Below are 13,851 nucleotides of genomic sequence, written 5' to 3' on the forward strand. Positions count from 1 at the left end.
GCAGAGTTGGTCACGGGTCTCGTCCGGGATGCGCATACCAGACCAACGAGCCCCAGGTCGGGAAGCAACACCTTGATGATCTGCAATCCCTTAGCCGAGAGGGCACGGCGGACGCCCCTGCGACGACCGCTGCAGGGGTTGTCGGCTTCCTACAAGCGGTAGCACCCGGGCGATCAGACTCTCGGTCTGGCTCTTGCGAAGCGCAGTGGGCCCCCGGCCGGCACGTAGCCGGGAACAACTTCCAAGCAAGCGCCGATCGCCCCCGAAGTCGATTCGACGTCTGTACCTGCCCGAAGCCTCATCTGATGCAGCGTCAGAAAAGTCAGCATTGGGTCAGCATTCGTAGACATACGCCCACCCACGGACGCCCACAGACGGGGAAGGCCCCGCACCATCGAAGGGCAAGCGCGGGGCGTGATCGGAAGTACGGAAGCTTCAGCAACCGGAAGGCATACGACCCACGCCCGGCAGGACCGCCCCTCTCCAGTTGCCGCAGGTCAGCGCACTCGTCCGCGTGGTTTGAGGTGGGCCGGGGGCAGGTCAGGAGCCGGAAGTGGAGGGTCGCCATACCCCTTCACCTCGCCGAATCTCGTCCCATTCATCCAGTCCTCGCGGGCCTGTGCGATATCCTCTTGGGACCGTCCGATCCAGTTCCAGAACATCACGATCTCCTCCTCGAACGGCTCGCCGCCCAGGAGCATCAGGCTCGCGTCCGAGGTCGCCCGCAGGGGGAGTTCGGTGCGACCGCAGCCGAGGTAGAGCATCGAGCCCGGGAGGACCGGGACGCCGTCGACGTGGGCTTCGCCCGACATCGACAGGACCGCGTACTCGAAGTCCGGGTCCAGCGGGAGCCGGGTCTCGGTGCCCGACGCGAGGGTGAGGTCCGCGCCCACGATCGGGCTGTACGCCGTGCCCGGTGAGGTGGCCGTGTCCAGGGTGCCCAGGATGACCGTCGCCGTCAGGCCCGGGGCCGTCACCCGCGGGAGGTCGGCGTGGTGCTGGAAGTGCGGTTCCACGTTGCGGTGGGCGTCCGGCAGGGCCACCCACAGCTGGGCGCCGTGCAGGAAGCGGGCGTGCGGGCGCGGGCTCTCCTCCGAGTGGCTGATGCCGCGGCCGGAGGTCATCAGGCCCAGCTCCCGGGGCCGGATCGTCTCCAGGCTGCCGACGCTGTCGCGGTGCAGCACCTCGCCCTCGTGCAGCCAGCTCACCGTCTGGAGCCCGGAGTGCGGGTGCGGCGCGACCTGCATGCCGGGCTCGTCGGCGATGTCGTCCGGGCCGTAGTGGTCCACGAAGCACCAGGCGCCCACCATGCGGCGGCCCAGGTTGGGCAGGAGTCGGCGGACCTCGGTGGACTCTCCGAGCTTGACCGTGCGCGGGCTGAGGAGCTCGCGCACCGGTTCGGCCACGACGAAACCGCGGCCGCCGCAGGCGGAGAGAGCGGGCTGGCGATCGAGATTGCTCATGTGGACAACCTAGCCCCGAGGCGGTGGCGGCGGAGAGCGGAATGTTCCACGGCCAAGGCGTGTTGGAGGCAGCGGACAGATCACCTGAACGGCGGAAGGGACGCGATGAACGCGCCGACGACGTACTTCGAGCACGGGACGGCAGCCGAGCGCTGGGCGCGCGCCCAGCTCTTCTTCGACGCGAAGGAGTACGCGACGGCCGCCCGCATCCTGGAGGCGCTGGCGGGCGAGGCCCCCGAGCAGCTGGCGCCCCGGCTGCTGCTGGCCCGCGCCTACTACCACTCCGCCCAGCTCTCCCGCGCCGAGCGCGAGCTCCGCGCCATCCTGGAGCGCTGGCCGGTGGAGGACTACGCACAGCTGATGCTCGGTCGCACCCTGGAGCGTCTGGGCCGGGCCACCGAGGCCCGTCCCTACCTGCGGATGGCCGCCGCCATGGCGGGCGAGTTCCCCGAGTAGCACGCCACCCGGCCCCGCGCATGCGGGCTCGGGCCTCCGGCTCGGATAGCCTGGGGCCCATATGAACCGCCTCACCACACCCTTCGGCTCCTACGAGCTCACCCGTTTCCCCGAGGACCCGCGCGACCGGCTCCGCGCCTGGGACGCCGCCGACGAGTACCTGCTGCGCCACCTCGACTCCGGTACCGGGGAACGCGGGCCGGTGGACCTGGCCGCCGCCGGCCGGATCGTCGTGCTCGGGGACCGCTGGGGGACGCTGACGACGGCGCTCGCCGCGTACCACCCGACGCAGGTCACCGACTCCGCCCTCACCCGCGCCGCCACCGCCGCGAACCTGGACCGGGCCGGCATCGGGACGTCCAAGTCGACGGTGACCCTGCTGACCACCCAGGACCCGGCGCCCGAGCGGATCGACGTCCTGCTGGTGCGCGTGCCCAAGAGCCTGGCGCTGCTGGAGGACCAGCTGTACCGGCTGGCCCCGCACGTGCACGCGGGCACCGTCGTCGTCGGCACCGGCATGGTCAAGGAGATCCACACCTCCACGCTGCGCCTGTTCGAAAAGATCCTCGGCCCGACGAAGACCTCGCTCGCGGAGAAGAAGGCACGGCTGATCTTCTGCACGCCGGGCACCCCCGGGGCGACCCGCCCCACGTCCGCCGGGCCGTGGCCGCTGACGTACACGGTGGACGAGGACGCCGGGTCGGCCTCCGGCCTGTCCGTCGTCAACCACGCCGGGATCTTCTGCGCCGACCGGCTCGACGTCGGCACCCGCTTCTTCCTGCAGAACCTGCCGACCAACACCGACGGTGCCCGGGTCGTGGACCTGGGCTGCGGCAACGGCGTCGTCGGCACGGCCGTCCAGGCCCACGACCCGGACGCCGAGGTCGTGTTCACCGACGAGTCCTACCAGGCGGTCGCCTCGGCGCGGGCGACCTACCGGGCGAACATCCGCGAGGGCCGGCGCACCGCCGAGTTCCACGTCGGCGACGGGGTCGCGATGCTCTCCCCCGCCTCCGTGGACCTGGTGCTGAGCAACCCGCCCTTCCACTCCCACCAGGCCACGACGGACGCGACGGCGCTGCGGATGTTCGCGCAGTCGCGCAAGGTGCTGCGGCCGGGCGGCGAGCTGTGGATCGTCGCCAACCGGCACATGGGCTACCACACCCATCTGCGCCGGCTGTTCGGCAACAGCGAAGTCGTCGCGAGCGAGCCGAAGTTCGTGGTCCTGCGGGCGGTCAAGCAGGATCGTCCACGCCCCATGTGACCTGCCGGCAGCTCCTACACTCTGGCGCGTGAGCAGCCAGGTGGAGGACGGAAGCGGTAGCGGGCGCTACCGCCGCGAGGACGTGGCCCGGGCGGCCGGCGTCAAGGTGCGCAACCTGCGCTACTACCAGGAGCGCGGGCTGCTGCCGCCGCCGCGCCGGGAGGGCCGGATCGCCTGGTACTCCGACGATCACCTGACCCGGCTGCGGCTGATCAGCGACCTGCTGGGGCGCGGCTACACGGTCAACGGCATCGCCGAGCTCCTGCACGCGTGGGAGCAGGGCGGCGGCCTGTCCCAACTGCTGGGCCTGGAACGGGAGATGACCCGGGACTGGGTGCAGGAGGAGCCGGTGACGATGACCCGGGGCGAGCTGCGGGACCTGTTCGGCCCGACGGCGACCGCCGCGGACACCCGGCGGGCGGCGGAGCTCGGCTACGTGACGGTCGACGGGGACCTGGTCACGTACCCGAGCCGGCGGCTGCTGGAGGCGACGTTGACGCTGGTGCGGCAGGGGGTGCCGCTCGCGGAGATCCTGGATGCCGGGGAGTTCGTACAGGCACAGGCGGCGGCGGTCGCGGACCGGTTCGTGGGGCTCTTCCGGCGGTACGTGATCGACGCGGCGGGCCCGGGGGGCCTGGAACGGCTTTCGGCCACACAGCTCCAGCACATCACGGCGGCGGTGGCGGCCCTGCGGCCCGTGGCCGGTGAGGTGGTGACCTCGGAGTTCGCGCGGGCGATGGCCCGGCGGGTGGATGCGGAGGTCGCCGAACTGCTGCGTACGGAGCAGTAGGAGTCGGCTCAAAGGGTGCAGTCGCACAACCTTGCCAACCCCCATTGGCACTCTTACATTCAACTCGTCGGTAACAACGGTGCACAGCCGAAATATAGGGACGTTCTCATGACCGGTTCCCCGCATTTAACCGACCCTTCCGACGATGACTCCGGCCGTGTCCGCTGGCGCCGGTTCGCCGTCCTGACCATCCCCGCCGTGGCCGTGACCGCCGGCCTCGGCATCGCCCTCGCGCAGGGCGTCCTGGCCGCCTCGTTCGCCGTGTCGGGGCAGCAGTTCAAGGTGTCGGCGAGCAGCCTGGAGGGCGAGGGCTTCGCCCAGTACGGCAGCGTGGACGTCAATGCACGCCAGGAGCTCATCCCGGTGGCCGTCACCGCCATCAGGGAGGCCAAGCTCCACAGCCTGTGCCAGTCCGTGGTCACCTCGCTCCCGGTGATCGGGGACATCTCGCTCAACCTCACCGCCGGACGCAAGACCCCGGTCGAGGCGAGCAACCTCTTCGTCGACGCGACCCAGCTCGCGGGCGACGCCGTCTTCAACAACATCGAGATCGGGCGCGACGCCTCCACCCTCGACAAGGGTCCGGCCCAGGCCCAGGGGATGCAGGACCTCTTCGCCCAGCAGGCCGACACGGTCAGCATCACCGATCTCCAGCAGACGGCGTGGGCGACGAACGCCGGCACCTTCAAGCTCTCCGGGCTCAGCATGAACGTCAGCAAGGGCAAGAAGGAATGCTTCTGAACCTGTTGCGGCGCTGGCGGCGGTGGCGGCGCAGCAGACCTTTCTGGGGCGGGCTGTTCGCGGTCCTGGCCGGGTCGTGGATCTGCGTCCTGCCGCTGGCACCGCTGAAGATCATGCTCCAGCAGGGGGTGGCGGGGATCCCGTCCGTCCTGATGGGCATCGTGATGATCGTGCTCGGGCTCACCGCCTGGTTCTCTCCCCCTCAGCGTTCTCTCGCGGGTGTCCTCACCACCCTGATCGCCACCGCCGCTCTGGTCCTGTCGAACCTCGGCGGGTTCCTGATCGGCACCCTGCTCGGCATCCTCGGCGGCGGCCTGATGTTCGCCTGGCAGCCCCACGCCGCCCGGCGTACCGGGAAAGCCGGGAAAGCCGGGAAAGCCGGCAAAGCCCGCAAAGCCGGCGAAGCCGGGACCGCGGAGTCCGCCGTGGCCGCACCCCCTCCCCCCACCCCGCACCACGATCCCCAAGGAGCACAGCCATGAGCCGTACGCGGACCGCGCTCGCCCTCGGGACGGCCGTCGCCGGAGCCATCGCCCTCGCCTCGGTCACCGCCTCCGCGGCCCTTACCGCTGGCCGGGTCGACCACCGTCACCCCGGCCGGTCACGCGTTCCAGGCCACCCTCAGCGGGAAGGCCACCCTCAAGGCCGGTTCGGTCACCGTGACCTGTACGGTCTCCGTCGCCACCGGCAGCGTGCCGGGAGCCCCCGGCAACAGCAACCCGGCCGGGCCCGTGTCCTCGCCGATCTCGGCGCCCACGTACAGCTCGTGCACCTCCAGCATGTGGGGAGTGACGCCCACGGTCACCACCAGCGGCGCCTGGTCGGTGTCGATGCAGAACGGCGCCCCGATCACCGCCACCATGGGTCTGCCGGTCGGCGGTCTGGTGGTCCAGACGAGCGGGCTCGCCTCCTGTACGGTCACCGCCGCCCCCACCGCCCCGGCGAACGTCGGCGGCACCTGGGCCAACGGCGCTCCGTCGACGCTCACCTTCACGAACGTCTCCGTACCGGTCACGGTCACCGGCGGGTTCGGCTGCCCGACGAGCGCGACCACCTCCACCTTCAACGCGGTCTACAAAGTGACCGACACCACCGACCCGGCGCAGCAGATCACCGTCGGTCCCTGACCCGCCCGATCGGCCCCCGGCCCGTCCGTTCCCGGAGAAGTCCGGGAACGGACGGGCCGTTGTGCACCCCTCGCATTCATCAGTGCGCGGCGAACTCCGTCACCTGCTGGTACGTGGGCCGGTTCTGCCAGTCGATCTGCGGGTGGGCGAGCCCGCCGACCGGGCGCTGGACGATCGAGTCGGCGCTTGCCGGGACCAAAAATGCGTTGCCCCTCCGGAGCGGACGGACGATGCTCGCGGACATGACCGACAGCACCGACCACCACCAGCCTTCGCAGCCTCCCGCCGCGCGCCCACCGCAGCGGGACGTTTCCGACCTCTTCTCCGGCGGCCGCCTCCTCGCGATCCCGCGCAAGGCCGCCCGGCGCGAGCAGTTGCTCGCCCACCTCACCGAGACCCTCTTCACGGTGGACCGGGAGTACACGGAGCCCGAGGTGAACGACGCGCTGCGCACCGTGCACGAGGACTGCTCGGCGCTGCGGCGCTACCTGATCACCTCGGGCCGGCTCACGCGGACCCGTGACGGACGTACCTACCGGCGGGCGGCGACCACCCGGTAGTGGGTCGTCAGTCGGCCGTCGTCGCCGATCACGTGGAAGGCGACGGCCGGCGGCTCGTCGAGGTGCACGTGCTCGGAGGACCCGGTCGGCGCCTCCCACGGCAGGCGGAGCGTGGAGACCACCCCGGGCGCGACGAGTACCGGCCGGCCCGCGAAGGTGGTGGCCGCGGCGGTGTGCGCGTGCCCGCACAGGAAAGCGGTGAGGTGCGGGTGCCGCTCGGCGAGGGCGGCGAGCCGCTCCTCCCCGAACTGCCGGATCTCGTCCACGTACGGGGTGTGCAGCGGCACCGGCGGGTGGTGGAAGGCCACCAGGACCGGAGTCTGCGGCGGGGTGTCGGTCAGTACGCCGTCCAGCCAGGCCAGGGTGGACTCCTCCAAAAAGCCGTGGTGCTCGCCGGGAACGGACGAGTCGCACACGGCGAGGACGAAGCCCTCGCCGCGCAGCAGCTGGTCGACGGGCTCGGTGGAGAGGGAACCCTCGGGCGACTCCCCTGGTGACCCCTCCCCCAGCAGGCCGCGGCGGAAGGCGGCGCGCTCGTCGTGGTTGCCGGGGCAGACCACCAGGGGGTGGCGCGAGCGCAGCAGCTTCGCGGCCTGCTCGTACTCGGCGTCCTCGGCGTGGTCGGCTATGTCCCCGCTCACGAGTACGGCGTCCAAGTCGTACGGAAGGGCGTCGAGGTACTCCATGACGGCGCGGGTGCGGTCGGCCGCGCGCCGGTCACCGTCGAGATGGACGTCGCTGAGGTGGGCGATCACGATCACTGCGGTATCTCCTTCGTCTCTGGTCGAGAGATGGGGTGAACACCCATTCAACACGCCCAACCACCGCCCACCCGCTGCGGGTTGACGGCCCTCAGCCGGTGCTGCGCGGCCGTGCGCGGCGCAGCAGCACCCACCCGGCCGCCGTGAGCACGACGGCGCTCCCGGCGAGGGAGGCCACGGCCACTCCCGTGGAGGCGAGCGCGCCGCCGCCGGGAGTGGTGTGATCGCCTCCGCCGACCGTGGCACCGGCCGAACCGCCGCCGACGCTGCCGGGAGTGCCGGACGTGCCGTCGGAGCCGCCCGCACCACCGGAGCCGCCGCCGGCACCGCCTGTCGCGCTCCCGGCCGAGGCGGTGGATTCGGTGGAGCCGGTGGAGCCCGTCCCGCCGGTGCCCGCGGTCGTGGCGGAGCCGCCGTCGCCACTGCCGCCGCCCGTCGTGGCGTCCGCGATGGTGACGGTGAGGGTGGCGGCAGTGGTACGGCCCACACCGGCGTCGTTGCCGAACTCCGCCCGGTAGCGGCGGCCACTGTCGGAGAGCGCCGCCGTGAACGTGTACGTCGGCGAGGTGGCGCCCGCCACGGCCTGCCAGGTCCGGCCCGCGTCCGTGCTGACCTGCCAGGTGACGGTGGGCCGCGGGGTCCCCTCGGCCTCCCCCGTGAGCGAGACCCGCGAGCCGGCCGTGACCGCCTGGTCCGCCGGGTTCCCGGTGACCTTCGGGGACGTCGCCCGCTCCAGCCGGGTGATCCGGCCGGCGACCGGGTCCGATACGAAGACGGCCGCGCCACCGGGCTCGACGGCGACGGCCGCACTGCCCAACTGCACGTGGATTCCCGGGAGTACGACCGGTTTCACGACCTCCTGGAGGTCGCGGGTGCGGTGGACGGTGAGCGTTCCGTCGTTGTCGCTGCCCGGCTGCGAGGTGTCCCCCGCGTCCTGCCACACGACGAACGCCTCGTGCGTGGTGGCGTCGAAGCCCGCCGCGCGGGGCATGTCGGTGCCCGCGCCCCGGAGGGTGCCCAGCCGCTTGCCCGTCGCGTCGTGGACGACGACGGAGGAGTCCAGCCCGACCCACACCGAGCCGGTCTCGGGGTCCACCTCCGTGAACCCGCCGAATCCCTCGCCGGCCGGGAGTTCGACGGTCGCGGCGACCTGGAAGGCGGCCGCGTCGATCCGGCACATCCGGCGGTTGCCGATGTCCGTGAACCACACCGTGCCGCGCGCCGCGTCGACCGCGAACGCGTCCCCGCCCGCCAGTGTGACGGAGCGCTTCACGGCGGCGGTCGCGATGTCGACCTCCGACAGGACGGGGCCCTGCGCGACCAGCACCGTCGAGGGGGTGAGCCCGGCGGTGGCGTAGGTGACGGCCGCACCCGGCACCCACGCGCCCGCCGCGGCGGCGTCGCCGTCCTTCGCGGTACCGATGCCGCGCAGGGGATAGAAGAAGACCGCCCCGCCACCGGGCAGCGGCGCGAGCAGCTGCCGCACGGCCCGCCGGCCGAGCGTTCCGGTGGGCCCGGGAGCCTGGCCGACGGTGCTGCGCACCTTGCCGTCGGCGGGGTCCAGGACGCGCAGCCCGCTCTCGTTGACGTCGGCGGTCTCGGGGAGGTCGTCCGAACCGACGTACAGCTTCTTCGAGTCCGGGTGCAGCAGCAGGTCACGGGGTTTGCCCGCCGTGGTGAACTGCGCCACCGACCGGTACGCGACGGTGCCCTGCGGTACGTCGGCCCCCTCGCCCCCGGCTGCCGATACGGGACTTCCGGTGGCGGCCGAGGCCAGTACGAGCGCGAGCGCGGCGGATGCGGCGCCCGCGCGACCGGGGGTGAGGGGGTGTCGGGGTGTCATGGCTTCCTCGTCGACGGGTCGGGGAATCGGTCCCGGAGCGGGATCAGTTGAAGGTCACCGGGACGTGGACGTCGTACTTGCGGTTCGAGGAGTTGAAGTGGTCGGCGCGCGTGACGATGGCGCACTCGACCGTCTCGCCGCAGATCTGGCCGCCGCCGAGGTCGGCCTTGACGTGGATGGTGACGCTGAAGGTGCCGCCCGTACCGAACTTGGAGGTGTTGGCCAGGGTCCCGCCGAAGACGTTGTTGACCCAGTGCGAGGCCCCGGTGGTGCCCGACTGGTCCGAACCGCCCAGGCAGGGGGTGGGCTTGCTCGCACCCGGTGCGCCGCTGACGGCGCAGAGGCTCACGTATATGCCCTTGGCGGTGTTGTATCCGCTGCCGGTGACCGTGACGTTCTGACCGGCCGCGGCGGCGGAGGAGGGGGCGGTGAGGCTGAGGTTGAAAGTGGTCGCGCCGTCGGTGACCGTACGCGTCGAGGTGGCGGCCGAGGCGGAGCCGGCCGCGCCGACGGCGAGCGCGACGGCGGCGGAGGCGGCGACGGCCGCGCGGGCGGCGGTACGGGGCAGGGAGGCAGCACGCATCACTGGAACACCTTTCAGGCACAGGACGTCACAAAACTGAGGTAAGGCTAACCTAATATCGATCAAGGTTGCACGCCTGCTTCGCGCCATCTCCCGCGCCGTGACGGCCGGTCAACTCCATTCCCGCGCAAGCCGATCCCGGGCCGGGAAGCAGCGACGGGCAACGAAACGGCCCGGCTGCACCGTGCGGCGCAGCCGGGCCGTGTCCAGGACGCCGGGGACTCTCACCCCCGGTACGTCTCCAGCAGCCGCAGCCAGACCTCGCTGATGGTCGGGAACGACGGCACCGCATGCCACAGGCGCTGGATCGGGACCTCCCCCGCGACCGCGATGGTGGCCGCGTGGATCATCTCCGCGGCGCCGGGGCCGACGAAGGTCACCCCGAGGAGGACCTCGCGGTCGAGGTCGACGATCATTCGGGCCCGGCCCTTGTAGCCATCGGCGTACAGACCGGCGCCGGAGACCTTGGACATGTCGTAGTCGACCGCGCGCACCCGGTGCCCGGCCCGTTCGGCCTCGGCCAGGGTCAGGCCCACCGCGGCGGCCTCCGGATCGGTGAAGACCGCCTGGGGGAGGGCGCGGATGTCGGCGGTCGGCGTGTGCGCGCCCCAGGGCGCGGTGTCCAGCGGGGTGCCGGCCGCGCGGGCGGCGATCACGGCGCCCGCGATCCGTCCCTGGTACTTGCCCTGGTGGGTGAGGAGCACGCGGTGGTTGACGTCCCCGACGGCGTACAGCCAGTCGTGCCCGGGCACCCGGCAGGTGTCGTCCACGTCGATCCACCGGCCGGCGGGCAGGCCGACGGTGTCCAGCCCGATGTCCTCGGTCCGCGGCGCGCGGCCCGTCGCCATCAGCAGCTCGTCGCCCTCCAGCGTCTCGCCGCCCTCCAGGACCACGCTGACGGGGCCCGTCGAGCCGTCCCTCACCACGGCCTCGACGGACACTCCCGTACGGACCACCGCCCCGGCCTCGCGCAGCGCGTCGGCGACCAGTTCCCCCGCGAAGGGCTCCATCCGCGGCAGCAGGCCGTCGCCGCGTGCGAGGACGGTGACCTGCGAGCCGAGGGCCTGCCAGGCGGTGGCCATCTCGACGGCCACCACCGAGCCGCCCACGATCAGCAGCCGGCCGGGGGCCTCCTGCGCAGAGGTCGCCTCACGGCTGGTCCAGGGGCGTGCGCCGGCGATCCCCGGGAGGTCCGGGATCACGGCCCGGGTGCCGGTGGCGACGACCACCGCGTGCCGGGCCGACAGGATGTGGTGCTCGCCTTCGGGGCTGGTGACGGCGACCTTGCGGATCCCGTAGAGCCGGCCATGGCCCCGGTACACGTGGGCGCCGGTCGAGTCGATCCAGTCGATCTGGCCCTGGTCCTTCCAGTCGCCGGTCCAGTAGTTGCGGTGCGCGAGCACCGCCGCCGTGTCCAGGGGCCCCTGGACGGCACCGGCCAGGCCGGGCACCCGGCGGGCGTCGGCCCGGGCCAGCGCCGGGCGCAGCAGCGCCTTGCTCGGGACGCAGGCCCAGTACGAGCACTCGCCGCCCACCAGTTCGCTCTCGACGAGCGCCGTGCTCAGCCCGGCGGCGCGGGTCCGGTCGACGATGTTCTCACCGGCCGGTCCCCCGCCGAGGACCACGACGTCGTACTCCACCGCTTCCGACACAGGCACCTTCCAAGGGTTCCAGAGGGTCCACCAGGACCCATGGGAATCCCGGTCAGGGGCTAATATCCCGTCACTCTACGTGTGGTCTGCGAGACATGCCTGAGATGACGGGCGGCCTCGGCGTGGTGACACCGCCGTCCCGCCGGGGGCAGGTGCCCGCCCGAGGCCACGGCCCGATGGCTCTCACCTGTCCTCCCTGCTGCGCCGGCCACACCGACCGGGTCAGTTGCCGACCGACCGCCAGATGCGGTCGGGCAGTTCACGGGCGGCTTCCTCCAGATCGAGGTCCCCCACGGTGAGCCAGCGCCGGACGACGGCGACGACCGGGCCCATGGCGAGGGACTCGATCAAGGGGGCGGGGAGCTGGGCGAGTTCGCCCGATTCCTGGTGCGCGTGGATCCAGAGGGTGATCGGTGTCAGCCGGGCCTCCTGGGTGTCCCGGATCTCTCGCGCGCGGGCCATGCCCAAGCGATCCGCGGTGACGGAGTGGACGAGGCGGGCCGCGTCGGGATGGGCCTGTACGAAGTCCAGGTAGGCCAGGACGACGGCCCGGATGCCGGAGCGGGCGTCGGCCGCCTGGAGCAGAGCGGCGCCCAGTTCCTTCAGGAGCTGTTCCAGGGAGCGCAGCGCGAGGGCGGCGACCACCCCGTCCAGGCTGCCGAAGTGGTGGTAGATGCTTCCGGAGCTGACCGAGCTGGCGCCGGTGATGGCTCCGAGGGTGAGACCGGCTTCCCCGGACGAGGAGTAGAGGCGGAGCGCCGCGTCCAGCACCTGTTCGACAGTGGCTTCGCCGCGTTGTTGCTTCGGCATCGGGCAGGCGGTCCTCGGTTTCGTAACGGCGGCGGATCACCCCGATCCTCGCCGGGTTCACCCTAAAGCACCATTACACCCGTGTGCTGGCCGGGATCGGCGACGACCGGGGCCGATTCGCCAACGCCGGGCCCCTCAAGGCCTGCGGGGGAAGCCCCCGGTCGCCAGAGCCGGCGGCAAGAGCTGCAAGGCCATGAGCCGCATGGTCAAGAACCAGCGACCGACTGCGCTATTGCTTGCGTCGTTGCAGGATCCACCGGTGTACGGGCGGTGTCAGGCCGGCGCCTGCGATGAACCCGAGCGTGGCGCTCCGGCTCTCGAACGCGATATTTCCGATAACTGCGCACAGAATCATTCCGGCCACAATCAGGCCCGTGACCTTGGCACGCGGGGACAGCTGGTTCAGCCAGTTCACGGTCGAGAAAGTCACGAGATACACGGTGGAGCCGAAAGCGGCAGACGCCAGAGCGGTCAGATCATTCACTCCGCAACCTTTCAGGATCGGATGCCGATATGCCCCTCTCCGGCAGCCACGGTCGGCCACACTCCCTTTTCGGGGTCACTTGACTGCCGGTCCGTTCGCGGCATGAACCGAGTTCTTGAACTTCAAACGACGTTCCCTGATCGGCAGAGTATCGAGTTCGGTGGAGCAGAATGAATAATAGCGATCTTCACGGGATGATCAATAGACTTGAGCACCTGCTGAGGCTGCCTGGCCCCATCACCCGCCAGGTGAGCGTGAAAAGGCGGGCGAATTCAAGCCGTTGTGTCGTAATGAATACCGCTGCACCCTGCTCGTGGTGTGGCAGGAATGACCGGACACCACTGCCCACTCCGCCCTCTTCGCCGAACGGGCGCGCAACGCCCACAGGAGGTGGATCGTCGGTTGCGTCGGTGAGGTCGACGGCGGGCGTTCAGCTGTCCGGGGCCAGCTTGCGGTTGGTGCCGGACCGGCCGATGTCCAGGTCCAGGAGCGCCGTCAGGGGCGTGCCGCTGTTCCAGAAGCCGAGCAGGTCGACGTCGAAGAGCACCAGGCCGCGTCGGGCCGCGAAGGCGCGGGCCTGCTTGGTGAACTTGCACGAGGCGACGAAGAGCGGTACGTCCGCTCCGTGTTCGTCGCGGACGGTGCCGTTGAACTTCTGGAGGTCCGGGCTGCCGACCGTGCGGTGCTTCGCGTACCGCTTGCACTGCACCACGATCTTCCTCCCGTCCGGCAGCCGGCCGATCACGTCGGCGCCCAGATCGTTCGCGCCGCCCACCCTGCGGACCTCGGTGCACCCGTCCCGGCGACACAGCTCCGCGACGTACTCCTCGAACTCGCGGTCCCCCAGAAGCCAGATCGCCTCCATCGACCGCAGCGCCTGGACCCGCGCCTGTTCCGCGAGCCGGATCTTCTCCGCCTCGGCCTCGCGGCGCCCCGCGCGCACCAGCGTCCCCGTCACACCCCCTGCGGCCAGGACCGCTAAGACCACCAGCAGCACCGTTCCCGTTCCCATGCTCCGTCCCCTCCCTGGATCCGGCTGTCCGTGCGCTCTACAGCTCCCCAGCCGCGCGCGGATCCATCCGGGTGTGCTGCGGCGTACGGCTCGCCGCACCCGTCCAGTTCTCACCAGCCCCTCACCGGGTTCCAGAACTGACCGAGTGCCGGTCGGCGGTCCGGTTCAACGTCCGCGAATCGGCGGCGGGCCCCCCCCGCGGGGGGGGGGGCCCCCCCCCCTAGAGTGGGGAAACCCCCGCGGGGGACACCCCCAAACAGAAACCCCCCCCCGGCCCCCCGGCGCCGCCGCCCCCCGCGGCAAAA

At 71.5% G+C, this 13,851-nt stretch carries 17 protein-coding genes; 7 read left to right on the forward strand and 10 right to left on the reverse strand.

What is annotated here, in order from left to right; all coding sequences use genetic code 11:
* Positions 1-497: 497 nt before the first annotated feature.
* Positions 498-1,463, reverse strand: a complete 966-nt coding sequence (locus ACFY04_RS33730) for a pirin family protein (RefSeq protein WP_389122762.1) — start codon at positions 1,461-1,463, stop codon at positions 498-500.
* Between the two features lie 105 nt (positions 1,464-1,568).
* Here ACFY04_RS33730 and ACFY04_RS33735 point away from each other — a divergent pair, with 105 nt between their 5' ends.
* The 5 genes from ACFY04_RS33735 (at position 1,569) to ACFY04_RS33755 (ending at position 5,196) form a co-directional block, all read left to right on the forward strand.
* Positions 1,569-1,919 carry a tetratricopeptide repeat protein gene (locus ACFY04_RS33735; RefSeq protein ID WP_389122764.1) on the forward strand — a complete coding sequence of 117 codons (351 nt, stop codon included), beginning with the start codon at positions 1,569-1,571 and terminating at the stop codon, positions 1,917-1,919.
* A 61-nt stretch (positions 1,920-1,980) separates the two neighbouring features.
* Entirely contained in the window at positions 1,981-3,183 is a 1,203-nt protein-coding gene (locus ACFY04_RS33740) for a methyltransferase (protein WP_389122767.1), read from the forward strand.
* Positions 3,184-3,211: 28 nt separating this feature from the next.
* Positions 3,212-3,973: a MerR family transcriptional regulator gene (locus ACFY04_RS33745; RefSeq protein WP_389122770.1), complete on the forward strand. Its 762-nt coding sequence runs from the start codon at positions 3,212-3,214 to the stop codon at positions 3,971-3,973.
* Between the two features lie 108 nt (positions 3,974-4,081).
* Complete coding sequence (locus ACFY04_RS33750; protein ID WP_389122773.1) at positions 4,082-4,714, forward strand: DUF6230 family protein; 633 nt, start codon at positions 4,082-4,084, stop codon at positions 4,712-4,714.
* Positions 4,705-5,196 carry a DUF6114 domain-containing protein gene (locus ACFY04_RS33755; RefSeq protein WP_389122775.1) on the forward strand — a complete coding sequence of 164 codons (492 nt, stop codon included), beginning with the start codon at positions 4,705-4,707 and terminating at the stop codon, positions 5,194-5,196. The genes ACFY04_RS33750 and ACFY04_RS33755 overlap by 10 nt, the downstream gene beginning before the upstream one ends.
* 119 nt (positions 5,197-5,315) lie before the next feature.
* Here the strand turns inward: ACFY04_RS33755 and ACFY04_RS33760 are convergent, their stop codons facing one another.
* Positions 5,316-5,513: a hypothetical protein gene (locus ACFY04_RS33760; RefSeq protein ID WP_389122777.1), complete on the reverse strand. Its 198-nt coding sequence runs from the start codon at positions 5,511-5,513 to the stop codon at positions 5,316-5,318.
* Between ACFY04_RS33760 and ACFY04_RS33765 the strand changes: the two genes are divergently transcribed.
* A complete protein-coding gene (locus ACFY04_RS33765; protein ID WP_389122779.1) occupies positions 5,503-5,841 on the forward strand; it encodes a hypothetical protein in 339 nt (112 codons plus the stop codon). The genes ACFY04_RS33760 and ACFY04_RS33765 overlap by 11 nt on opposite strands.
* A gap of 79 nt (positions 5,842-5,920) precedes the next feature.
* On the opposite strand, the gene ACFY04_RS33770 is transcribed toward ACFY04_RS33765, so the two are convergent.
* The gene (locus ACFY04_RS33770) at positions 5,921-6,085 is read right to left on the reverse strand and encodes a hypothetical protein (protein WP_389123056.1); all 165 of its coding nucleotides are present in this window, start codon (positions 6,083-6,085) and stop codon (positions 5,921-5,923) included.
* Here ACFY04_RS33770 and ACFY04_RS33775 point away from each other — a divergent pair.
* Positions 6,084-6,401, forward strand: coding sequence for a DUF2087 domain-containing protein (locus ACFY04_RS33775; RefSeq protein WP_389122781.1), 318 nt, complete (start codon positions 6,084-6,086; stop codon positions 6,399-6,401). The genes ACFY04_RS33770 and ACFY04_RS33775 overlap by 2 nt on opposite strands.
* Here the strand turns inward: ACFY04_RS33775 and ACFY04_RS33780 are convergent.
* The 7 genes from ACFY04_RS33780 to ACFY04_RS33810 all read right to left on the reverse strand — a co-directional run bounded on the left by ACFY04_RS33780 (position 6,374) and on the right by ACFY04_RS33810 (position 13,546).
* Entirely contained in the window at positions 6,374-7,162 is a 789-nt protein-coding gene (locus tag ACFY04_RS33780; RefSeq protein WP_389122783.1) for a metallophosphoesterase, read from the reverse strand. The two genes, ACFY04_RS33775 and ACFY04_RS33780, sit on opposite strands and share 28 nt — an antisense overlap.
* 91 nt (positions 7,163-7,253) lie before the next feature.
* A complete protein-coding gene (locus ACFY04_RS33785) occupies positions 7,254-9,005 on the reverse strand; it encodes a hypothetical protein (RefSeq protein ID WP_389122786.1) in 1,752 nt (583 codons plus the stop codon).
* A 43-nt stretch (positions 9,006-9,048) separates the two neighbouring features.
* Positions 9,049-9,588, reverse strand: coding sequence for a hypothetical protein (locus ACFY04_RS33790; RefSeq protein WP_389122787.1), 540 nt, complete (start codon positions 9,586-9,588; stop codon positions 9,049-9,051).
* A 224-nt stretch (positions 9,589-9,812) separates the two neighbouring features.
* Entirely contained in the window at positions 9,813-11,240 is a 1,428-nt protein-coding gene (locus ACFY04_RS33795) for a dihydrolipoyl dehydrogenase family protein (RefSeq protein ID WP_389123042.1), read from the reverse strand.
* A gap of 222 nt (positions 11,241-11,462) precedes the next feature.
* Positions 11,463-12,050, reverse strand: a complete 588-nt coding sequence (locus tag ACFY04_RS33800; RefSeq protein ID WP_389122789.1) for a TetR/AcrR family transcriptional regulator — start codon at positions 12,048-12,050, stop codon at positions 11,463-11,465.
* 229 nt (positions 12,051-12,279) lie between these two features.
* The gene (locus ACFY04_RS33805; RefSeq protein ID WP_389122792.1) at positions 12,280-12,534 is read right to left on the reverse strand and encodes a hypothetical protein; all 255 of its coding nucleotides are present in this window, start codon (positions 12,532-12,534) and stop codon (positions 12,280-12,282) included.
* 430 nt (positions 12,535-12,964) lie between these two features.
* Positions 12,965-13,546, reverse strand: coding sequence for a restriction endonuclease (locus ACFY04_RS33810; protein ID WP_389122795.1), 582 nt, complete (start codon positions 13,544-13,546; stop codon positions 12,965-12,967).
* Positions 13,547-13,851 lie beyond the last annotated feature (305 nt).

The organism is Streptomyces sp. NPDC001549 (genome assembly GCF_042894025.1).
Taxonomy (GTDB): Bacteria; Actinomycetota; Actinomycetes; order Streptomycetales; family Streptomycetaceae; genus Streptomyces; species Streptomyces kutzneri.